Raw genomic sequence first — 20,421 nt, 5'->3', positions numbered from 1 at the left:
CTGCGCTTGTTCGGGCTACGCGCTGAAATAGTAAAAGGTCGCGGCTAAAGCTGAACGCCGCCCGGCCCCTCCCACGGTCTGTACTCGTGCCTACATGGCCGGCCCGCAACCCGTTAGCGAGGCAATCCGATGACCGCTGCAGGGTTAGGTGACGCACAGATTGCGTAGTTGATGCTCAAGTCCGGCTTTGCGCCACACACTCGCCCTGCGAAAGCTGCGCGTGCCGGCTCTCTGATTACATTGCAGTTAGCGCGGATACAGCGGAGGCAGCGTACTGCTGTCCGGGTTGGCGGTGCCTTCGAGGTCTTCTACGGCAGGTAGGCTGCGAATCGCCAGCCACAGGTTGCGGCCTTGCCAGTGTTGGCCGCTTTCGCTGTATAGCGCGCCATTCAGGCCGTCGAGCGCATCAGACAGCGGGGTAAAGCGGGCGGCCATATCGGCCAGAGTTTCCGGTTGCTGGCGAGCCCAGGCATCCAGTGCATGGCGGGTGGCCTGTGAGTCATTGGCCAGGCAGCTGCGCTTGAGGTCATCAAGAAGATTGCGTTGGCTGGGACCAGTCTGCTGGCTAGGCAATACGGGAGGCTGACGGCGCGCGCGCCACCACAGGGTAAAGCCGAGCAGGGTGGTCAGGCTGAGCAGTGCGCTGCTCAGCTGCCAGGGCCAGAGTTGTGCATTGGCCACCTCGCTGACTGCAGGGCGTGTTGCTTCAACTGGCAGGGTTTCCAGGTTCGGGTTGGCAGCTACCTGCAGGCTACGCGCGGGCAAGCTGCTGCGTTCGAGCTGATCGGTTTTGGTGTTCCACCACAGCACTTCGATTGCCGGCAGGGCTATCGCACCCTCACGATTGGCCACCAGCGCTTCGCGTTCTTCACGGCTGGCCACCAGGCCGTTGTCGTTAGCCTGGTTGGCTAATTGGGGTTGGTCGGGGTAACGGCGCAGGCCGGCAACCTGGGTGGCTGGCAAGGGAGGTAATTGCGCGCTGGCTAGGCCTTCGACCTTGAGGAGCAGGCTGCGAGTCAGTGAATCGCCGACGCGGGCGGTTTCTGGCTGCGGGCTCCACACTTCACTCAGGCTGAGTGCGCGTGCTGGCAACCAAGGGACATCGGCCGGGTAGCTGGTCGGTTTGGCTTTTACCGTCAGCGGGATTTCCGGCGAGCGGACCCGTACAACCTTGCCTGGGCGTGGGCCGAACGGGTTGTAGGCATTGCTACTGGAGCGATCAACCGCAGTGGCGGTAAAGGCCTGTGAGGGAATCAGCAGGTCGCCACTTTCCTGGGGGAAGATTGCGTAACGCAGCTCGATCACGCCATGGCGTACGCCATTGATGTCTTTCTCATAGGTGCGCGGCTCACCGAGTGCTTCAACGCGTGCTTGGGGCATGTCCAGTTGAGTCAGGCTGCTGTCGTCGTAAAGCGAAACGGAGTGGTAGATGCGCAGCGTCAGCACGGTTTGCGCCTGCACGTAGACGCTTTCCTGATCCAGGCTGGCATCAATAAACACTGGGGCCAGGCGACTGTCGCCGGCGCTGGCGGCCTGCTGGACGTGCAGGGTAATCGGTTCGCTTTGCAGCTGGCCTAGGTTAAGCGGCGGTATCACCACGTAACCGCTGTGTTTGGGTTGCAGGGTGACGATCCAGCGGGTGCTGGCCTGGGCGCCATTGCTGCCGCTGGTCAGGCGGTTGACCTGGCGGGTGCCGAGTACCTCGAATAGCTCATTAAGCGGCTGCAGATCGGGCTTGCCGAAGAGGGTGGCGTCATCCGATTCCAGGATCAGCTCAACGCTTTCGCCGGCATCCAGGCGGGTGCGGTCAACGCTGGCGGTCAGGCTTTGCGCACTGACGTTCAGGGAGAGCAAGCCAAGTAGGAGGGTACAGAGCAGTCGGCTCATTGCAGTTGTTCCTGGCGCTGTTGTTGTTCCAGCCTGAATTTACGCCGCAGCAGCTCGCCCGGATCATCGGGGATCTGCCGTAGCCATTGTTCCAATGCCTGGCGCCGTTCGCCGTCAAGGGCCGGCTCGGCGCTGGCAATCTGTTCTTCGCCGCTGTCGCTGTTATCTTCTTCTGGTTGTTTTGGCGGTGTATCTGCGTCTTGGTCTGCGCCGGGTTGTGCGGGTTTCTCATCCTCACCTTCAGGCTCCGACGGCTTGGCCGGTGATTGCTCGGCCTGCTGCTGGGCATTCGGGTCGGACTGTCCTGCTTGCGGCTGGCTGCTGGGCTGATTCTGCTGCTCGTCGGGGTCTTGCGGGTTGTCGCTTTGATTCTGCTGCTGTTGCTGCTGGTTCTGGCGTAGCAGTTCTTCGACCAGGGCTTTGTTCTTTTGTGCCTGAGCCAAGTCGGGCTGCAATTCCAGCGCCTGGGTGTAGGCATCCACGGCGGCTTCCAGTTCATTGCTGCGCGCGAGGGCGTTGCCACGGTTGTAATGGTCGCTGGCGGTTTCACCATTGGCAAAGCGTTCGGCGGCCGCAGCGTAATCGCCGGCCTGGTAGAGCGCCTGACCTTGCCAGCGCGGATCGTTGAAACGCTGCGCCGCTGCCGCCGGTTGTTGCGCCTCAAGCAGGCGCTGACCTTGCTGGTCGGCACGCAGCCAGAGGTCATCGAAGCTGAAGGCGTAGCTATTCTGCGGCAGGCTCAGCAGCAACAGTGGTAGGCACAGCAACCAGCCGCGGCGCGCGGCGCAGGCGGCGAGTAACAGCAGTGGCAGGAGCAGCCAGTGGCTTTGATCGGCCCAGGCTTGCAGGCGGGTCAGCTCGCCATCGCGGCGCAGTTGTTGCGGCGCATCGAGCAGGCCCAGGTTGCGCAGGTCGCGTTCATCCAGCGTCACGCCCTGATACTGGCCGCCGAGTTCATTGGCAAAGCGCTTGAGGCCGTTGCTGTCCAGGCGCGGCAACAGGATGCTGCCTTGGGCGTCCTTGAGGAACGAGCCGTCTTCCTGAATGATCGGCGCGCCCTGCGTGCTGCCAATTCCGAGAATATGCAGGCGCTCGCCACGGCGGCCAAGCGCCTGGGTGATCGCTTGGCGTTGGGTTTCATCCAGGCTGCTGGTCAGCAGCAGGAGACGGCCATTGCCCTGGGCGCCCTGTTCGAGAAGTTGCAGGGCCTTGGTTACCGCCAGGTCGGCGCGCTTCCCGGGTTCGGGCATGATCCCGGGGCTCAGCGCGTCGAGCAGGTTGCGGCTGGTGCTCAAATCGTCAGACAGCGGCACCAGGGTGTGTGCGCTGCCGGCATAGACGACGATTGCGGTTTGCGCATCCTGACGCGCCTGCAGCAGGTCGAGCAGCTTGCGCTTGGCTTGGGCCAGGCGGTTGGGCGAGGCATCGCTGGCGAGCATTTCCGGGGTCAGTTCGAGCAGTACCACAAGTGGGTCGGCCGGCTTGGGGTTCTGTTGCTCAATGCGTTGCCAGCTTGGCCCGAGCAATGCCAGCAGGGCGAGTAGCCAGGCCAGACCAAGGGCGAACCAGGGCAGACGGCTGTTACGCCCGCCAGTGGCTGTCAGCAGGGCGGCCTGGAATGCCGCTGGCAGCAGCGCTTGCCAGCGGCCGGTGCGCTTTTCCCGGTGCCAGAGTTGCCAGAGCAGAATGGCCAGCAGCGGAATCAGCAGCAGCCAGAAAGGCCGCTGCCAGTGCGGCCAGAGGTTGGTCAATTCGTTCATGACTGTTTCCCCCGCAGCCGTGTCAGTTGATTGCGCCAGCGTTGTTGCAGGCTCGGCCAGAGTGTCTGGCTGACCAGCAGCAGGCTAAGCAGTAAGGCCAGGCCCAGTGGCCAGGGATAGAGTGGCAAGGTCGGCCGCGCCAGCGTCGGCTTCTGCGCCACCGGTTCGAGGCGGTCGAGGGTGGCTTCGATGGCTTGCAGTTCTTCGCTGTCACGGGCGCGGAAGTATTCGCCACCTGTGGTCTCGGCAATCGCACGCAGGCTTGGCTCGTCCAGATCAATGCCGGGATTAAAGCCGAGCATACCGAGCACGCCACCTTGTTCCGGGTCGGCGCCGATGCCAATCGGGTAAATGGTGATGTTTTCCTCGGCGGCCAGACGTGCAGCGGTCATGGGATCAATTTCACCGGCGTTGTTAGCGCCGTCGGTGACCAGCACCAGGACGCGACCTTGCGCGGGACGCTCACGGAGGCGTTTTACCGCCAGGCCAATAGCGTCGCCGATGGCGGTCTGCGGGCCGGCAATGTTTTTCTGCGCCTCATCCAGCCAGGTGTGCACGGTCTGCCGGTCAAAGGTCAGTGGCGACTGCAGGTAGGCGCGGCTGCCGAACAGGATCAGGCCGACCCGATCACCCTGGCGGCCGTCGATAAAGTCACCGAGCAGGTGTTTGACCAGGCTCAGGCGACTGATCTCTTCGTCTTCCCAGAGCATGTCGGCGTAATCCATGGAACCAGATACATCCACCGCCAGCAGCAGGTCGCGGCCGCTGGCTGGCTGCGGCAGTGGTTCGCCTAGCCACTGCGGGCGGGCACTGGCGAGCAGCAACAGCAGCCAGATCAGCGCAAACGGTGCCTGTTGCCGCAGGGCGGGCAGTCGCACGCGGGCGCGGCGGCCGCTTAAGCCTTCCAGCTCGGCCAAAAAACTGATTTTCAGCGCCGCCTCACCGCTGTCGGCAGGCGGCAACCAGGCGCGCAGCAGCCAGGGTAGCGGGGCGATAAGAAAGACCCAGGGCCAGGCAAACTCAAACATGTTTGCGAATCCAGATCGCCACGGCTTGGTTGAGGCCGGCGATGGCCCTGTCATCCAGGCTGCAGTGCGGACGATAGGCGCCTTCTACCAGGATCATCCAGCGGGTCAGGCCGGCGGCTGGGCAGCGGCTATCGAGAAAAGCCAACCAGGCGCGGCTACTGAGAACATGGCTGTTGCTTTGCGGATAACGCTCACGGCACAGGCGCTTGAGTATGGCGTTGAGCTGTTGCAGCCAGGGGCCGGCATCGACGCCGTCGTAGGGCTTGCTCAAACGTTCGAGTTCGTTCAGCGCGGCTTGGCGCAATGGATCAAGCGGGGCTTCGGCGGACTTCCCGGCCGTCTTGCGTGGCAGGCGTTTCAGCAGCTTGAAACCTGCCCACAACAGCAGCGGCAGTAGAACCGCGAGCAGCCACCAACCCGGTGCCGGCGGCCACCAGCTGATGGGCGCAGGGGTGATCAGCGGTTCGAGTTGGTCCAGCGGGTTCACAGGGTTTTCCTCGGGCGCTGGGCGTTCAGGTGTTCACGCAGCTGCTCGATCATCTCGCTCTGGGTGTTCAGGGCCAGCAGCGGTACGCCGAGTTTCTGCGCCAGGCGTTGCCAGCGCGTCTGGCGCGCATCGGCCAGGCTGCGGTAGGCCTGGCGCAGTTCGGCATCCTGGGTATCCAGCTCCAGCTGCGCGCCGTGTTCGGTAAAGCGCAGCAGGCCGGCATTCGGCAGGGCATGGTCGAGCGGGTCGGACAAAGGCAGTAGCAACAGGTCGGTGTGCCGCGCGAGTAGCAGCAACTGCTGTTCGCTGCTGTCACTCAGCGTGCGTTCATCACACAGAATCACCACCAGGCTGCCGGGGCGCAGTACTTCGCGGGCGCGGCGCAGGGCCAGGCCAAAGCTGTCACGGCCGCCCTGACTGTCGTTGCTCAGGGCTTGATTGGCCTTGGCCAGGCGGCTGAGCAGTTGCAACAGACTTTGTTTGCTGCGTCGAGGTTTGATTTCGTGGTGTTCCAGGTCGCCGAATACCAAGCCGCCGATGCGGTCGTTATGGCCCAGGGCGGCCCAGCCGATCAGGCTGGCGGCCTGGGCCGCGAGCACCGATTTGAACATCAGGCCGCTACCGAAGAACAGCTGCCGGCTCTGCTCGACCATGATGTAGATCGGCCGCTCGCGCTCTTCATGGAACAACTTGGTGTGCGGTTCTTGGGTGCGCGCGGTGACGCGCCAATCGATGGTGCGCACGTCGTCGCCGGGCTGGTATACACGCACCTGATCGAAGTCCACGCCGCGCCCACGCAGCTTGGAGTGGTGCAGGCCAATCAGCGGGCTGCGCCGCGCCGGGGTGGAAAACAGTTGCACCTCACGCACACGGTGGCGCATCTCGATCAGTTCGCCGAGGCTGACGCGAATGCCGGGCTGCGTGGGTTGGTCGTGCATGGTGCTTAGGCGACCGCCACGACGTCGAGAATGCGCTGCACCACGCGGTCCTGGTCGATGCCGGCGGCTTCCGCCTCGAACGACAGAATGATGCGGTGGCGCAGCACGTCGAACAGCACGGCCTGGATATCTTCCGGGCTGACAAAATCCCGCCCGGCCAGCCAGGCGTGGGCCCGTGCGCAGCGGTCCAGGGCAATCGAGCCGCGTGGGCTGGCGCCGTAGGCAATCCACTCGGCCAGTTCCGGGTCAAACTTGGCCGGGGTGCGCGAGGCCATCACCAATTGCACCAAATACTCTTCCACGGCATCGGCCATATACAGGCCGAGGATTTCCTGGCGCGCGGCAAAGATCGCTTGCTGGCTGACCAACTGCTCGGGCTTGGTTTCACCGTTGAGCGCTTCGCCACGAGCCTGGGCGAGGATCTTGCGTTCCACGCTGGCGTCCGGAAAACCGATTTTTACGTGCATCAAAAAGCGGTCGAGCTGGGCTTCGGGCAACGGATAGGTGCCTTCTTGCTCAATCGGATTCTGCGTGGCCATTACCAGAAACAGCGGCGACAGGTGATAGGTGCTACGGCCGACGCTGACCTGACGCTCGGCCATGGCTTCGAGCAGCGCCGACTGCACCTTGGCTGGCGCGCGGTTGATCTCATCGGCCAGCACCAGGTTGTGGAAGATCGGCCCCTGCTGGAACACAAAACTGCCGGTTTCAGGGCGATAGATCTCGGTGCCGGTAATATCCGCCGGGAGCAGGTCGGGGGTGAACTGGATGCGGTGAAACTCGGCCTCGATGCCTTCGGCCAGCTCCTTGATCGCTTTGGTCTTGGCGAGCCCGGGGGCGCCCTCAACCAGCATGTGACCATCAGCGAGCAAGGCAATCAGCAGCCTTTCGATGAGTTTTTCCTGGCCGAGGATCTGACTTGAAAGAAAATGTCGCAGCGCGACAAGCGCTTCACGGTGTTCCATCGTTAAGCTCATCCGGCAAATGTGACCAGCGAGTCTTGAATCTCGCCAGAGTTAAGTGGCAGCCACTTTAATGCAATCGCTGCCTCCTAGACTAACGTTGAACAACAAGGTTGTGGCGAAGGTCATTACTCGCGACTGCCTTGATCGAGTCCCCTGACGAATAACAAGCCAAACGGAGCAAACCCATGGCGTTCTTTACGGCGGCCAGCAAAGCCGATTTTCAGCATCATCTGCAAACGGCGCTGGCGCAGCACGTCAGTGAACAGGCTCTGCCACAAGTAGCCCTGTTCGCCGAGCAATTCTTCGGCATCATCGCCCTCGAGGAGCTGACTCAGCGTCGCCTCTCTGATCTGGTCGGCTGCACCTTGTCGTCCTGGCGGTTGCTGGAGCGTTTTGAACCGGCCAAACCCGAAGTACGGGTATTCAACCCTGATTATGAAAAACACGGCTGGCAGTCGACCCACACTGCCGTGGAAATTCTGCACAGCGACATTCCGTTCTTGGTTGACTCTGTACGCATGGAGCTGAATCGTCGCGGTTACAGCATCCACACCCTGCAGAACAGCGTGTTCAGTGTGCGCCGCAACAAGAGCGGCGAACTGCAGGAAATTCTGCCCAAGGGCGCCCAGGGCAAGGATGTGCAGCAAGAAGCGCTGATGTTCCTGGAAATCGACCGTTGCTCCAGCGCAGGCGAGCTGAAAGTTCTGGAAAAAGCCCTGCATGATGTATTCAGCGACGTACGCCTGAGTGTGGCGGACTTCCAGTCGATGAAGGCTAAGGCTATGGAGCTGCGTGCCTGGCTGGATAAGGCCAAACTCAAGGTCGAAGGCGCTGAGCTGGAAGAGATCAAAGTGTTCATGAGCTGGTTGCTCGATGATCATTTCACCTTCCTCGGTTATGAAGAGTTCACCGTTGCCGACAGTGCCAATGGCGGCAGTATCGTTTACGACGAAAAATCCCTGCTGGGTCTGTCCAAGCGTCTGCGCACGGGCCTTTCGGCCACTGACACGCACATCGAAGCGGAAGCCGTCAGTTACTTGCGTGGGGCACAGTTGCTGTCTTTTGCCAAGGCTGCCGTACCGAGTCGCGTGCATCGTCCGGCCTATCCGGATCTTGTGTCGATTCGTGAGCTGGACAGCAAGGGCAACGTTATCAAGGAGTGCCGTTTCATGGGCCTCTACACCTCGGCGGTGTATGCCGAGAGCGTGTGGAATATCCCGTATATCCGCCGCAAGGTGGCAGTGATCGAGCAGCGTTCGGGCTTCGACAGCAGTGCGCATCTGGGCAAAGAGTTGGCTCAAGTGTTGGAAGTGTTGCCGCGCGATGACCTGTTCCAGACGCCGGTGGATGAGCTGTTCAGCACAGCCCTGGCCATTGTGCAGATCCAAGAACGCAACAAGATCCGCGTGTTCGTGCGCCGTGACCCTTACGGGCGCTTCTGCTACTGCCTGGCCTATGTGCCGCGCGATGTGTACTCCACCGAAACCCGCATGAAGATCCAGCAGGTGTTGATGGAGCGTTTGCAGGGGCTCGATTGTGAGTTCTGGACGTTCTTCTCCGAGTCGGTGTTGGCACGGGTGCAATTCATCCTCAAGGTCGACCCGAAGAACCGTGTGCAGCTCGACCCCGTGCGCTTGGAAAAAGAAGTCATCCAGGCTTGCCGTTCGTGGAAAGACGATTACACCAGCCTGATCGTCGAAAGCCTCGGCGAAGCCCAGGGCACTGAAGTGCTCAGCGAATTCCCGGGCGGCTTCCCGGCCGGTTACCGTGAGCGCTTTGCCCCGCATTCGGCGGTGGTCGACATGCAGCACTTGCTCAGCCTGAATACCGAGCGCCAACTGGTGATGAGCTTCTACCAGCCGCTGACCCAAGGTGAGCAGCAACTGCACTGCAAGCTTTACCACGCCGATACGCCGCTGCCGCTGTCGGACGTGCTACCGATTCTGGAAAACCTCGGCCTGCGCGTACTCGGCGAGTTCCCCTACAAGCTGCGTCGTGCTGATGGTCGTGAGTTCTGGATTCACGACTTCGCCTTCACCTATGCCGAAGGTCTGGATGTCGACATCCAGCAGCTCAACGACACGCTGCAGGGCGCGTTCGTCAATATCGTTGGCGGCGCGGCGGAGAACGACGGCTTCAACCGTCTGGTGCTGATGGCCGCAATGCCGTGGCGTGATGTGGCGCTGCTGCGTGCCTACGCGCGCTACCTCAAGCAGATTCGCCTGGGCTTCGACCTCAGCTATATCGCCAGCACTCTGGTCAATCATGCCGATATCGCCAAGGAGCTGGTGCGCCTGTTCAAGACGCGCTTCTACCTGGCGCGCAAACTCACCGCTGATGACCTGGAAGACAAGCAGCAGAAGCTCGAGCAGGCGATTCTCGCTGCCCTGGACAACGTTGCGGTGCTTAACGAAGACCGCATCCTGCGCCGCTATCTGGACCTGATCAAAGCCACCCTGCGCACCAACTTCTACCAGACCGACGCGGCCGGGCAGAACAAGTCCTACTTCAGCTTCAAGCTCAACCCGCGGGCGATTCCGGATATTCCACGGCCGACGCCGAAGTTCGAAATCTTCGTCTACTCGCCGCGTGTTGAAGGCGTGCACCTGCGCTTTGGCGACGTAGCGCGTGGCGGCCTGCGCTGGTCGGACCGTGAAGAAGACTTCCGCACCGAGGTGCTGGGCCTGGTCAAGGCGCAGCAGGTGAAGAACGCGGTGATCGTGCCGATGGGCGCCAAGGGTGGCTTTATCCCGCGGCGACTGCCGGTCGGCGGCAGCCGTGATGATGTGCTGGCCGAGGGCATTGCCTGCTACCGCATCTTTATCAGCGGCCTGCTGGATATCACCGACAACCTCAAAGACGGTGCTGTGGTGCCACCGCAGAACGTGGTACGCCACGATGGCGACGACCCATACCTGGTGGTGGCCGCCGACAAAGGCACCGCGACCTTCTCCGATATCGCCAACGGCATTGCTGCCGAATACGGCTTCTGGCTGGACGATGCGTTCGCTTCGGGCGGCTCGGCCGGTTATGACCACAAAGGCATGGGCATCACCGCCAAGGGCGCCTGGGTTTCCGTGCAGCGCCACTTCCGTGAGCGCGGTATTGATGTGCAGAACGACCCCGTCACCGTGATTGGCATTGGCGATATGGCCGGTGACGTGTTCGGTAACGGTCTGCTGCTGTCGAAAAGCTTGCAGCTGGTCGCGGCCTTCAACCATATGCACATCTTTATCGACCCCAACCCGGACGCGGCGAAAAGCTTTGTTGAGCGTCAGCGTCTGTTTGATCTGCCGCGCTCCAGCTGGGCCGATTACGACGCCAAGCTGATTTCCGCTGGCGGCGGGATCTTCTTGCGTAGCGCCAAGAGCATCGCCATCAGCCCGCAAATGAAAGAGCGCTTCGACATCCGCGCGGACAAGCTGGCGCCTAACGAACTGCTGAACGCCTTGCTCAAGGCGCCAGTGGATCTGCTGTGGAACGGCGGTATCGGCACCTACGTGAAATCCAGCAAGGAAAGCCACGCCGACGTTGGCGACAAGGCCAACGACCTGCTGCGCGTGGATGGACGTGAACTGCGCGCCAAGGTGGTGGGCGAGGGCGGTAACCTCGGTATGAGCCAGCTGGGCCGGATTGAGTACGGCCTCTATGGCGGCAAGAGCAACACCGACTTTATCGACAACGCCGGTGGTGTGGACTGCTCCGACCACGAGGTAAACATCAAGATCCTGCTCGGCGAAATTGTCGGTGCTGGTGATATGACCGGTAAGCAGCGCAACAAGCTGCTGGTGGAAATGACCGACGCAGTTGGCGGTCTGGTGCTGGGTAACAACTACAAGCAAACCCAGGCGTTGTCGCTGGCCGAGCGCCGCGCCCGCGAGCGGGTTGGCGAGTACAAGCGCCTGATGAACGCCCTGGAAGCGGCCGGCAAGCTGGACCGCGCCCTGGAGTTTCTGCCCACCGATGACGAGCTTAACGAGCGTGCTGCCAATGGTCTGGGCCTGACCCGGCCAGAGCTATCGGTGCTGATCTCCTACAGCAAGATTGATCTCAAGGAATCGCTGCTGAAATCCCTGGTGCCGGACGATGAGTACCTGGCCCGCGAGATGGAAACCGCCTTCCCGCCGCTGCTGGCGAAGAAGTTCGGCGAGCCGATGCGTCGCCATCGCCTCAAGCGTGAAATCGTCAGCACGCAGATTGCCAATGATCTGGTCAACCACATGGGCATCACCTTCGTGCAGCGTCTGAAGGAGTCCACTGGCATGAGCGCGGCGAATGTCGCCGGGGCTTATGTGATCGTGCGTGATGTGTTCCGTCTGCCGCACTGGTGGCAGCAGATTGAGGCGCTGGACTCCAAGGTGCCAGCCGAGTTGCAGTTGCAGATGATGGACGAGTTGATGCGTTTGGGTCGCCGGGCTACACGCTGGTTCTTGCGTAGCCGCCGTAATGACCTCGATGCGGCCCGCGATGTGGGGCATTTTGCGCCACGCGTCGAAGCCCTGGCCCTGAGTCTGGACGAATTGCTCGAAGGCCCGGCCCGCGAGCAGTGGCTGGCCCGCTTCCAGGCGTATGTCGAAGCCGGTGTGCCGGAGGTTCTGGCCCGTGTTGTGGCGGGCACCAGCCATCTGTACACCCTGTTGCCAATTATCGAGGCATCGGATGTCACTGGCCAGGAACCGGCCCAGGTGGCAGCCGCTTACTTCACCATTGGCGACTCGCTGGAACTGTCCTGGTACTTGCAGCAGATCACCAGTTTGCCGGTGGAAAACAACTGGCAGGCGCTGGCCCGTGAAGCCTTCCGCGATGACCTGGACTGGCAGCAGCGTGCGATCACCGTATCGGTATTGCAGATGGCTGAAGGTCCGACGGATATCGAGGGGCGTGTTGGCGTGTGGCTCGATCAGCACCGCCGTTTGGTTGATCGCTGGAAGTTGATGCTGGGAGAGTTGCGTGCCGCGACTGCTACCGACTACGCCATGTACGCTGTGGCCAATCGTGAGTTGATGGACCTGGCGCAAAGCGCCTGATAGAAGCAGCGCAGGTTTGACCTGCGCTGTTGCATATAAAAGCCCCGCAGATGCGGGGCTTTTATATGGATGACTGCTTTGCGCTACAAGGGCAGGTCAGTCATCGAAGTCCATCCAGCCGCCCATCTCTTTCCACCGATTGACGATGCCGCAGAACAATTCGGCAGTCTTCTCGGTGTCGTAACGGGCCGAGTGTGCTTCCTTGCCGTCGAAGTCGATGCCGGCGGCTTGGCAGGCTTTGGCCAGTACGGTCTGGCCATAGGCGAGGCCCGCCAGGGTGGCGGTGTCGAAGCTGGAGAACGGGTGGAACGGGTTGCGCTTGATGCCGGTACGGTTCACTGCAGCATTGAGAAAGCCCAGGTCGAAGCTGCTGTTGTGGCCGACCAGGATCGCCCGCTTGCAGCTGTTGGATTTCAGCGATTTGCGCAGGCTGCGGAAAATTTCTGTCAACGCGTGCTCTTCGGTGACGGCCATGCGTAACGGGTGATCGAGTTTGATGCCGGTAAAGTCCAGCGCCGCCTGCTCGATATTGGCACCCTCGAATGGCTCGATGCGGAAGAACTGGGTGTGCTCTGGATAAAGGAAACCGCCTTCGTCCATGCCAATGGTGGTGGCCGCGATTTCCAGCAGGGCATCGGTGGCGCTGTTGAAACCACCGGTTTCCACATCCACGACCACCGGCAGGTAACCGCGAAAGCGCGCCGCCATAGGGTGGCGCGGGCCGGAGTTAGAGCTCTCTAGTTCGTCTTCGTACAGGTCTTCGCTCACGCGTTTGCCTCCAGCAGGCGCCAGCGTAGGGTTTCACCCGCACGCAAAGGAATAACCGACAGTTCGCCTAGCGGTAGGCTCGCCGGGGCGGTCCAGTCTTCGCGAATCAGGGTGATGCTGTCGGTGTTGCGCGGTAGGCCGTAGAAGTCGGCGCCATTGAGGCTGGCGAAGGCTTCCAGCTTATCCAGGGCATTACGTTGCTCGAAGGCTTCGGCATACAACTCGATGGCGGCGTAGGCGGTGTAGCAGCCGGCACAGCCACAGGCGGCTTCTTTGGCGTGCTGGGCATGTGGCGCTGAGTCGGTGCCGAGGAAGAACTTGGCACTGCCACTGGTGGCCGCATCCAGCAGGGCTTCCTGGTGGGTGTTGCGCTTGAGGATCGGCAGGCAATAGAAGTGCGGACGAATACCACCAACCAGCATGTGGTTACGGTTGTAGAGCAGGTGGTGGGCGGTGATGGTGGCGCCGACGTTGGCCGAAGCGCCTTGCACAAACTCCACCGCATCACGGGTGGTGATGTGTTCGAACACCACTTTCAGGGTTGGGAAGCGTTCTACCACACGGCTCAGGTGTTCACCGATAAAGACCTTTTCGCGGTCGAACACATCGATCTCGCTGCGCGTCACTTCACCGTGCACCAGCAGCGGCAGACCGACTTCGGCCATGGCTTCGAGCACCGGGAAAATCTTGTCGATACTGGTCACGCCGGAATCGGAGTTGGTGGTTGCACCCGCCGGGTAGAGCTTGGCCGCATGTACGAAGCCCGAGGCTTTAGCCGTGCGCACATCTTCAGGCTGAGTCAGGTCGGTGAGGTACAGCACCATCAGCGGCTCGAAGCGGCTACCGGCAGGGCGGGCATCGAGAATGCGCTGGCGATAGGCGTCGGCTTCGCTGGCGTTGCGCACCGGCGGTACCAGGTTGGGCATGATGATGGCGCGGCCGAAGGTGCGGGCTACATCGCCGACGGTGTGCGGCAGAACGCCGCCGTCGCGCAGGTGGATGTGCCAGTCGTCGGGACGCAGCAGGGTAAGGCGGTCAGTCATGGAAGCTTCCAGGCGGGCGAAACGTGGCGAGAATGCTACCGGAAAAGCCCCGTGGCGGCACGCTGAAAGCTCGCTCGGCGGGCAAAGCCGGATGGCTGGACCCGCAAGTAGCTGATGCCGTCTCAGCACTAGCCGCATATGGCGGCTCAAGTTTTCTCGACCGTCACCGATAGACAGAGGGTAAGCCGTATTACCTGGAGTCTGTCGTGCGACCCTATTCACTCGCGGTGCTTTGCCTGCTGGCAAGCCAGCCCGTCCTTGCCATCAGTTTCCAGACGCGTCTGGAGAAGATCGAATGGCAGGTCGATGGCGATCAGTTCGAGTGCCGCCTGTCGCAGCCGATCACCGATTTCGGTTCCGGGGTGTTTGTGCGCCGGGCCGGCGAGCAGGTGACTTTTAGCCTGAAAGCCCGTGAACGCTGGCTGGGTGCCGGCAATGCAACCTTGCTGGCGGCCGCTGCGCCCTGGCAGCCGGGGCGCGGTGATATCAATCTGGGTTCGGTCAGCGTGGTGCCGGCCGAGGTACTGTTCAACAGTTCTCAGGAGCAGGGCACGCGCTTGCTCACCGGCCTCCTGGAAGGCCGCAGCCCGCTGGTGAGGCATCGTGCGGCGATGGGCGGTGATGCGGTTGAAGTTCGCTTGCTGCCAGCCAAATTCGGCAAGGCATACAACGATTATCTGGATTGCACGGCCAAACTTCTGCCGGTGAATTTCGATCAGGTACGCAAGAGCCAGGTGGGCTTTCCGGGTGGTGGTATCGATCTGGACCCGCTGGCTCAGGCCAAGCTGGACATCATCCTGAGCTTTCTCAAGGCCGACCCCAGCGTCAATCGAATCCAGCTCGATGGCCATGCCGACAATAGCGGCAATCGGCTGACCAATCGCGACCTGTCGCGTCGTCGCGCGCTGGCCGTGATGGAGTACCTCAAGGCCAGTGGTATTCCTGCCGAGCAGATCACCATGCGCTTCCATGGTGAGCGCTATCCGGTGGCGCCGAACACCAATGAAGCCAACCGCGCGAAGAATCGCCGGGTAACCATTCTTCTAGATCGGGTGCCGGAATCAGCAGTGCCGCCAGCACCTGCTCCGGCCCCTGAAGCGACTGCCCCAGCCGCTACCTCCTAGCACCTGCTATTCGTCAGTTGTTCAACAATTATCCGTCGCTTGATCGTCACAAGCTGTCGCGCCTCTGTAAATCAGGCGGCATGGGCAGTAGAATCGTCGGTTTTCCCGCACAACCCCGTGGAGTTGATGGCATGGCCGACGTAAACAAGGTAGTCCTGGCATATTCCGGTGGCCTGGACACTTCCGTGATCCTCAAGTGGCTGCAAGATACTTATAACTGCGAAGTGGTGACCTTCACCGCAGACCTCGGCCAGGGTGAGGAAGTCGAGCCGGCACGCGCCAAGGCCAAGGCCATGGGCGTTAAGGAAATTTACATTGACGACCTGCGCGAAGAATTCGTGCGTGATTTCGTCTACCCGATGTTCCGTGCCAACACCGTCTACGAAGGCGAATACCTGCTGGGCACTTCCATCGCCCGTCCGCTGATAGCCAAGCGCTTGATCGAAATCGCCAACGAGACCGGTGCCGACGCCATCTCCCACGGCGCCACCGGCAAGGGTAACGACCAAGTGCGTTTCGAACTGGGTGCCTACGCGCTCAAGCCAGGCGTAAAAGTCATCGCCCCGTGGCGCGAGTGGGACCTGCTGTCGCGCGAGAAGCTGATGGACTACGCCGAGAAGCACGCCATCCCGATCGAGCGTCACGGCAAGAAGAAATCGCCATATTCCATGGATGCCAACCTGCTGCACATCTCCTATGAAGGCGGTGTGCTGGAAGACACCTGGACCGAGCACGAAGAAGACATGTGGAAATGGACTGTCTCCCCTGAGGCCGCGCCGGATGCACCGACCTACATCGAGCTGACTTACCGTAAGGGCGACATCGTTGCTATCGACGGCAAGGAAATGAGCCCAGCCACCGTACTGGCTGAGCTGAACCGCATCGGCGGTGAGAACGGTATCGGTCGTCTGGATATCGTCGAGAACCGCTTTGTCGGCATGAAGTCCCGTGGCTGCTACGAGACCCCTGGTGGCACCATCATGCTCAAGGGCCACCGCGCCATTGAGTCGATCACCCTGGATCGCGAAGTTGCTCATCTGAAAGACGAGCTGATGCCCAAGTACGCCAGCCTGATCTACAACGGTTTCTGGTGGAGCCCTGAGCGTCTGATGCTGCAACAGATGATCGACGCTTCCCAGACCAACGTGAATGGTGTGGTGCGCATGAAACTGTACAAGGGTAACGTGATCATCACCGGTCGTAAGTCCGATGACTCGCTGTTCGACGCCAATATCGCCACCTTCGAAGAAGATGGCGGCGCTTACAACCAGGCGGACGCTGGCGGCTTCATTAAGCTCAACGCCTTGCGCATGCGCATCGCTGCGGGCAAAGGGCGCAAGATGCTCTGATAGACTTGAGCTCCTGAGCCACACCAAACCCCGGCCATAAGCCGGGGTTTGCATTTATAAGCCCGTAACATGGGCAACGATGAGGAGACATCTGATGAGACTGCTGCACACCATGCTGCGCGTCGGCGATATGGATAAATCCATCGCGTTCTACACCGAAGTCCTGGGTATGACCTTGCTACGCCGCAAAGACTATCCAGAAGGGCAGTTCACCCTGGCCTTCGTCGGTTATGGAGATGAGGCACATAACAGCGTGATTGAGCTGACCCATAACTGGGGTGTGGACAGTTACGAGCTGGGCACTGGCTATGGCCATGTCGCCTTGGAAGTGGCCGATGTGTACAAGGCCTGCGAAGACATTCGCACCCGCGGCGGCAAGATCACCCGCGAGCCAGGGCCGATGAAGCACGGCACCAGCATTCTGGCGTTTGTCGAGGATCCGGACGGCTACAAGATTGAGCTGTTGTCGCCATCGCGCGCCGATTAGGGTCCGCTGCTTATTGCTGAGCAAAAAAAGCCCCGCTGCGTAGCGGGGCTTTTTTTGCTCGCGACAACGTTAAAGGTCGAAGTCGTATTCGGCCAATTGCTTGTGCAAGCGGCGCTCTTCGAGGAAGTTGTCGATGATCCGGCGTTTGGTCAGGTTGGTCTTGGCAACCTCTACCGGCGCTTCGGCTTCATCCGCTTCTTCGGCAACAAAATCTTCGTCGAGCTCAAGTTCTTCTTTGTCAGTGCTCATAAATTCACTCCAGGCTACCAGGGCCATTCAGCTGCTGTGAAAAACTACTGCGCTCGGTCATGCTGCGTTGGAAACAGGCTCACACTGCTCATTTACAGCTCGTAAACTCCGCGAGTTCGCCTGTTTCCGCCTTGCCTGACCTTCGCTCGCTACGTTTTCACACAACCTGATTTGCGCACCTTATAGCGGCAAAACCTGGGCGGGTAAAAAAGATTTTTTCAATCAGCTTATTGAGCGGCTGAATAGCGGCTCAATCGTCGGAGGTTTTCTGTTTGTATTCGCACAGATCTTCGATGCGGCAGCTGCCGCAGCGCGGCTTGCGCGCCTGGCACACATAGCGGCCGTGCAGGATCAGCCAGTGGTGTGAATCGAGAAGAAATTCCTTGGGCACAAACTTCATCAGCTTGTTTTCCACTTCCACCACATTCTTTCCGGGAGCGATGCCGGTGCGGTTGCTGACGCGGAAAATATGCGTATCCACCGCCATGGCCAGCTGGCGGAACGCGGTGTTAAGCACCACGTTGGCGGTCTTGCGTCCGACGCCGGGCAGGGCTTCGAGGTCTTCGCGGTTATCTGGTACCTGACTGCCATGTTTCTCGATCAGGATGCGACAGGCCTCGATAACATTCTTCGCCTTGCTGTTGTACAGGCCGATGGTCTTGATATATCCGCTCAGCCCCTCCACGCCCAGCGCGTAGATCGCCTCCGGGGTGTTGGCGACCGGGAATAGCTTGGCGGTGGCCTTGTTGACGCTGACGTCGGTGGCCTGGGCGGACAGGGTGACCGCTACCAGCAGCTCGAACGGCGAACTGTAGGCCAGCTCGGTCTTCGGCTCGGGGTTGTCTTCATGCAGGCGGCGGAAGATCTCGTAGCGCTTTGCGGCGTTCACTCGATCACTCCGGTCACCCGCACGCGGCGGCTCTGCACTGGAGCATCAACCTGCTGCGCCTTGGCTCGCTCGGCCAGCACTTCGTCCACGCGGTTTTTGCAGGCGATCAGCAGGCCCAGCACGATAAAGGCGCCTGGCGGCAGGATGGCCAGCAGGAAGCCCTGGTACTCGGAGATCAGCGTCAGCTGCCAGTTGGCGGCGATAGGGCCGAACAGCAGGTGCATGTTGGCAAATACCGCACCGGTGCCCAGCAGTTCGCGTAGGGCGCCGATCATCACCAGCACTACGCCGAAGCCCAGACCCATCATCAGGCCGTCGTAGGCCGCGCGCGCTGGGTCATTCTTCGCGGCAAAGCCATCGGCACGGCCAAGGATCACGCAGTTGGTGGTGATCAGCGGGATAAAGATGCCGAGAATCTGGTACAGCTCGTAGGTGAACGCCTGCATCAGCAGCTCGATGCAGGTGGTCAGTGCGGCAATGATCATCACAAAGGCGGGTAGGCGTACGGCGGTGTTAACCACGCCGCGTACCAACGACACCGCGGTGCCAGAGCAGATCAGTACCACAGCACTGGCCAGCGCCAGGCCGAGGGCGTTGACCGCTGAATTGCTTACTCCGAGCAGTGGGCAGAGGCCGAGCAGTTGCACCAGCGCGGGGTTGTTCTTCCACAGGCCGTTAAGGGTGATTTCGCGGTAGCTCGGACTAGCCATTGGACTTCACCAGGGCTGTGAACAGCTGCTCTTGATTGGCATCGAAATACTGCAGGGCCTTGTGTACCGCCTTGACCACTGCACGCGGGGTGATGGTGGCGCCGGCAAACTGGTCGAATTCGCCACGATCTTTCTTCACCGCCCAGCCATCCTCGCCGGGATTGCTCAATGACTTGCCGTCGAAGCTGTGAATCCAGGCGCTCTTGGCCAGCTCGATCTTGTCGCCCAGGCCTGGGGTTTCCCGATGGCCGAGGACGCGCACGCCGGCCAGGCGGCCATCTGCGTGGATGCCGATCAGCAAATGGATCGCACCGCTGTAACCGTCCGGCGCGGTAGCGCGCAGGATCACCGCGCTGGGTTTGCCGTTTTTCAGGGCGATATAGGCGGTCTGTGGCGATTTACTGCCAAGCAGAGCGTCGTGCAGCTGAATGCTGTTATCCAGCAGATGATTGTCGTAGCTGCCCTGCGGCAGGATTTCGCTCAGGGCGCGCACCTGGGCTTCGCGTTCGGCGTTGGCAATGCGCCCGGCCGTCGCTTGTTGCAGCACGGCCACCAGGCCCACGGTGGCGATGGCAAACAGCCCGAGCACCAGGGCGTTCTTCAGCATCGAACGGCTAATTTCAGGCAGGGCCACGGTTATTCTCCCAACTTGAAGCCGCGAGTCGGCTTGCGGTGGCCGTAGGTGCGCGGCCGCGTGTAGTAGTCGATGGTCGGGGCTGCCAGGTTCATCAGCAGCACGGCGAAGGCCACGCCGTCCGGGTAACCGCCCCAGGCGCGGATCACATAGACCAACACGCCAACGCCTATGCCGAAAATCAGCCGGCCGAGGTTGCTGGTGGCGCCGCTTACTGGATCGGTGACGATAAAGAAGGCGCCGAGCATGGTCGCGCCCGTCAGCAGATGAAACAGCGGCGAGCCGTTGGAGTCCGAGCCCGAGCCGTTCCAGAACAGCAGGCTCATCACCGCCAGGGCGGCGAGCATGCCCGCCGGTGCATGCCAGGTGAACAGGCGCTTGTGCAGCAGGTACAGGCCGCCGGCGAGGAAGGCCAGATTGACCGCCTCAGTGGCAGCGCCGCCGAGGTAGCCGAACGCAGGGTTCTGTGCCCACAGCTCGTCGATGGTCAGGCTCTTATTGACCTTCAGTGCGTCCAGCGCAGTGGCCTGGGCCCAGCCGTCAGGCAGGCTGGCGATGCCGAGAATCTGTTGCAGGCCTTCAAGCAGGCCGACCGTATGTGGTGCTGGCCAGCTGGTCATCTCCACCGGGAAGGAAATCAGCACCACCACATAGCCGAGCATGGCCGGGTTGAAGGGGTTCTGCCCGAGGCCGCCATACAGCTGCTTGCCGAACAACACGGCAAACCCGGTGGCCACCAGGGTCAGCCACCAGGGCGAGTAGGGCGGCAGCGCCAGGGCGAGCAGCACTGCGGTGACCAGTACGCTGTAGTCCTTGAGAAAGAACAGCACCGGGCGTTTACGCAGCGCCAGGATGGCCGCTTCAACACCGAGTGCGCAGGCGCTGGCCCACAGCAGGTTGATCAGGGTGCCGGCGCCGAACAGCCAGGTCAGGGCGAGAATGCCCGGCACCGTAGCCAGCAGCACCTGCAGCATCACTTGCTGGGTGCGATTGCTGCCCTTGGCGTGGGGCGATGTGATGCGGGGCAGGGCCATTGGCGCTCCGGTTGTTGCTTGGATTGGCTACACAGGGCTGTT

17 protein-coding genes are annotated in these 20,421 nt (G+C 61.3%); 4 read left to right on the top strand and 13 right to left on the bottom strand.

Annotated features, from left to right (window positions below; all coding sequences use genetic code 11):
• Nucleotides 1-246: 246 nt before the first annotated feature.
• Genes AACY25_RS12050 through AACY25_RS12025 form a run of 6 tightly spaced genes read right to left on the bottom strand, consistent with a single transcriptional unit; the run spans nucleotide 247 to nucleotide 7,065 of the window.
• Nucleotides 247-1,887, bottom strand: coding sequence for a BatD family protein (locus tag AACY25_RS12050; protein ID WP_339524769.1), 1,641 nt, complete (start codon nucleotides 1,885-1,887; stop codon nucleotides 247-249).
• Nucleotides 1,884-3,647, bottom strand: coding sequence for a VWA domain-containing protein (locus AACY25_RS12045; protein ID WP_339524767.1), 1,764 nt, complete (start codon nucleotides 3,645-3,647; stop codon nucleotides 1,884-1,886). Before AACY25_RS12045 ends, AACY25_RS12050 begins: the two co-directional genes overlap by 4 nt.
• Nucleotides 3,644-4,675, bottom strand: a complete 1,032-nt coding sequence (locus AACY25_RS12040; protein WP_339524766.1) for a vWA domain-containing protein — start codon at nucleotides 4,673-4,675, stop codon at nucleotides 3,644-3,646. The genes AACY25_RS12045 and AACY25_RS12040 overlap by 4 nt, the downstream gene beginning before the upstream one ends.
• The gene (locus tag AACY25_RS12035) at nucleotides 4,668-5,162 is read right to left on the bottom strand and encodes a DUF4381 domain-containing protein (RefSeq protein ID WP_339524764.1); all 495 of its coding nucleotides are present in this window, start codon (nucleotides 5,160-5,162) and stop codon (nucleotides 4,668-4,670) included. Before AACY25_RS12035 ends, AACY25_RS12040 begins: the two co-directional genes overlap by 8 nt.
• Complete coding sequence (locus tag AACY25_RS12030) at nucleotides 5,159-6,100, bottom strand: DUF58 domain-containing protein (protein ID WP_339411968.1); 942 nt, start codon at nucleotides 6,098-6,100, stop codon at nucleotides 5,159-5,161. The genes AACY25_RS12035 and AACY25_RS12030 overlap by 4 nt, the downstream gene beginning before the upstream one ends.
• Before the next feature lie 5 nt (nucleotides 6,101-6,105).
• Complete coding sequence (locus tag AACY25_RS12025) at nucleotides 6,106-7,065, bottom strand: AAA family ATPase (protein ID WP_090252347.1); 960 nt, start codon at nucleotides 7,063-7,065, stop codon at nucleotides 6,106-6,108.
• 185 nt (nucleotides 7,066-7,250) lie between these two features.
• On the opposite strand from AACY25_RS12025, the gene AACY25_RS12020 reads away from it, so the two are divergent.
• Entirely contained in the window at nucleotides 7,251-12,092 is a 4,842-nt protein-coding gene (locus AACY25_RS12020) for an NAD-glutamate dehydrogenase (RefSeq protein ID WP_339524763.1), read from the top strand.
• A gap of 96 nt (nucleotides 12,093-12,188) precedes the next feature.
• Here the strand turns inward: AACY25_RS12020 and rnt are convergent, their stop codons facing one another.
• The gene (gene rnt / locus AACY25_RS12015; protein ID WP_339411962.1) at nucleotides 12,189-12,860 is read right to left on the bottom strand and encodes a ribonuclease T; all 672 of its coding nucleotides are present in this window, start codon (nucleotides 12,858-12,860) and stop codon (nucleotides 12,189-12,191) included.
• On the bottom strand, nucleotides 12,857-13,903 hold the full coding sequence (pyrC, locus tag AACY25_RS12010; protein WP_339411961.1) for a dihydroorotase: 1,047 nt from the start codon (nucleotides 13,901-13,903) through the stop codon (nucleotides 12,857-12,859). Before pyrC ends, rnt begins: the two co-directional genes overlap by 4 nt.
• A gap of 206 nt (nucleotides 13,904-14,109) precedes the next feature.
• On the opposite strand from pyrC, the gene AACY25_RS12005 reads away from it, so the two are divergent.
• From AACY25_RS12005 to gloA, 3 genes are all read left to right on the top strand, one after another.
• Complete coding sequence (locus AACY25_RS12005; RefSeq protein ID WP_339524762.1) at nucleotides 14,110-15,027, top strand: flagellar protein MotY; 918 nt, start codon at nucleotides 14,110-14,112, stop codon at nucleotides 15,025-15,027.
• 131 nt (nucleotides 15,028-15,158) lie between these two features.
• Nucleotides 15,159-16,376: an argininosuccinate synthase gene (locus AACY25_RS12000; protein ID WP_339524761.1), complete on the top strand. Its 1,218-nt coding sequence runs from the start codon at nucleotides 15,159-15,161 to the stop codon at nucleotides 16,374-16,376.
• A gap of 94 nt (nucleotides 16,377-16,470) precedes the next feature.
• Nucleotides 16,471-16,863, top strand: a complete 393-nt coding sequence (gene gloA, locus AACY25_RS11995) for a lactoylglutathione lyase (protein WP_339524760.1) — start codon at nucleotides 16,471-16,473, stop codon at nucleotides 16,861-16,863.
• Between the two features lie 69 nt (nucleotides 16,864-16,932).
• On the opposite strand, the gene AACY25_RS11990 is transcribed toward gloA, so the two are convergent.
• The 5 genes from AACY25_RS11990 to AACY25_RS11970 form a co-directional block, all read right to left on the bottom strand.
• Entirely contained in the window at nucleotides 16,933-17,112 is a 180-nt protein-coding gene (locus AACY25_RS11990) for a PA3496 family putative envelope integrity protein (protein ID WP_275963158.1), read from the bottom strand.
• A 250-nt stretch (nucleotides 17,113-17,362) separates the two neighbouring features.
• Nucleotides 17,363-18,001 carry an endonuclease III gene (gene nth / locus AACY25_RS11985; RefSeq protein WP_339524758.1) on the bottom strand — a complete coding sequence of 213 codons (639 nt, stop codon included), beginning with the start codon at nucleotides 17,999-18,001 and terminating at the stop codon, nucleotides 17,363-17,365.
• Complete coding sequence (locus AACY25_RS11980) at nucleotides 17,998-18,711, bottom strand: electron transport complex subunit E (RefSeq protein WP_339524757.1); 714 nt, start codon at nucleotides 18,709-18,711, stop codon at nucleotides 17,998-18,000. The genes nth and AACY25_RS11980 overlap by 4 nt, the downstream gene beginning before the upstream one ends.
• On the bottom strand, nucleotides 18,704-19,318 hold the full coding sequence (gene rsxG, locus AACY25_RS11975; RefSeq protein WP_339525008.1) for an electron transport complex subunit RsxG: 615 nt from the start codon (nucleotides 19,316-19,318) through the stop codon (nucleotides 18,704-18,706). The genes AACY25_RS11980 and rsxG overlap by 8 nt, the downstream gene beginning before the upstream one ends.
• A 29-nt stretch (nucleotides 19,319-19,347) precedes the next feature.
• The gene (locus AACY25_RS11970) at nucleotides 19,348-20,379 is read right to left on the bottom strand and encodes an RnfABCDGE type electron transport complex subunit D (protein ID WP_339524755.1); all 1,032 of its coding nucleotides are present in this window, start codon (nucleotides 20,377-20,379) and stop codon (nucleotides 19,348-19,350) included.
• Nucleotides 20,380-20,421 lie beyond the last annotated feature (42 nt).

Source organism: Pseudomonas sp. EA_35y_Pfl2_R111 (genome assembly GCF_963970955.1).
Lineage (GTDB): Bacteria > Pseudomonadota > Gammaproteobacteria > Pseudomonadales > Pseudomonadaceae > Aquipseudomonas.
The sequence above is the reverse complement of the archived record's forward strand: the minus strand, read 5'-3'. Positions and strand labels throughout refer to the sequence as shown.

Bases quoted from the DNA above. Each gene is read 5' to 3' on its own strand.
- AACY25_RS12025 (WP_090252347.1), bottom strand. From the start codon at position 7,065: ATGGAACACCGTGAAGCGCTTGTCGCGCTGCGACATTTTCTTTCAAGT.
- gloA (WP_339524760.1), top strand. From the start codon at position 16,471: ATGAGACTGCTGCACACCATGCTGCGCGTCGGCGATATGGATAAATCC.
- AACY25_RS11970 (WP_339524755.1), bottom strand. From the start codon at position 20,379: ATGGCCCTGCCCCGCATCACATCGCCCCACGCCAAGGGCAGCAATCGC.
- rsxG (WP_339525008.1), bottom strand. From the start codon at position 19,318: ATGCTGAAGAACGCCCTGGTGCTCGGGCTGTTTGCCATCGCCACCGTG.
- AACY25_RS12030 (WP_339411968.1), bottom strand. From the start codon at position 6,100: ATGCACGACCAACCCACGCAGCCCGGCATTCGCGTCAGCCTCGGCGAA.
- pyrC (WP_339411961.1), bottom strand. From the start codon at position 13,903: ATGACTGACCGCCTTACCCTGCTGCGTCCCGACGACTGGCACATCCAC.
- AACY25_RS12000 (WP_339524761.1), top strand. From the start codon at position 15,159: ATGGCCGACGTAAACAAGGTAGTCCTGGCATATTCCGGTGGCCTGGAC.
- AACY25_RS11980 (WP_339524757.1), bottom strand. From the start codon at position 18,711: ATGGCTAGTCCGAGCTACCGCGAAATCACCCTTAACGGCCTGTGGAAG.
- AACY25_RS12050 (WP_339524769.1), bottom strand. From the start codon at position 1,887: ATGAGCCGACTGCTCTGTACCCTCCTACTTGGCTTGCTCTCCCTGAAC.
- AACY25_RS12020 (WP_339524763.1), top strand. From the start codon at position 7,251: ATGGCGTTCTTTACGGCGGCCAGCAAAGCCGATTTTCAGCATCATCTG.
- AACY25_RS12040 (WP_339524766.1), bottom strand. From the start codon at position 4,675: ATGTTTGAGTTTGCCTGGCCCTGGGTCTTTCTTATCGCCCCGCTACCC.
- AACY25_RS12045 (WP_339524767.1), bottom strand. From the start codon at position 3,647: ATGAACGAATTGACCAACCTCTGGCCGCACTGGCAGCGGCCTTTCTGG.
- AACY25_RS11990 (WP_275963158.1), bottom strand. From the start codon at position 17,112: ATGAGCACTGACAAAGAAGAACTTGAGCTCGACGAAGATTTTGTTGCC.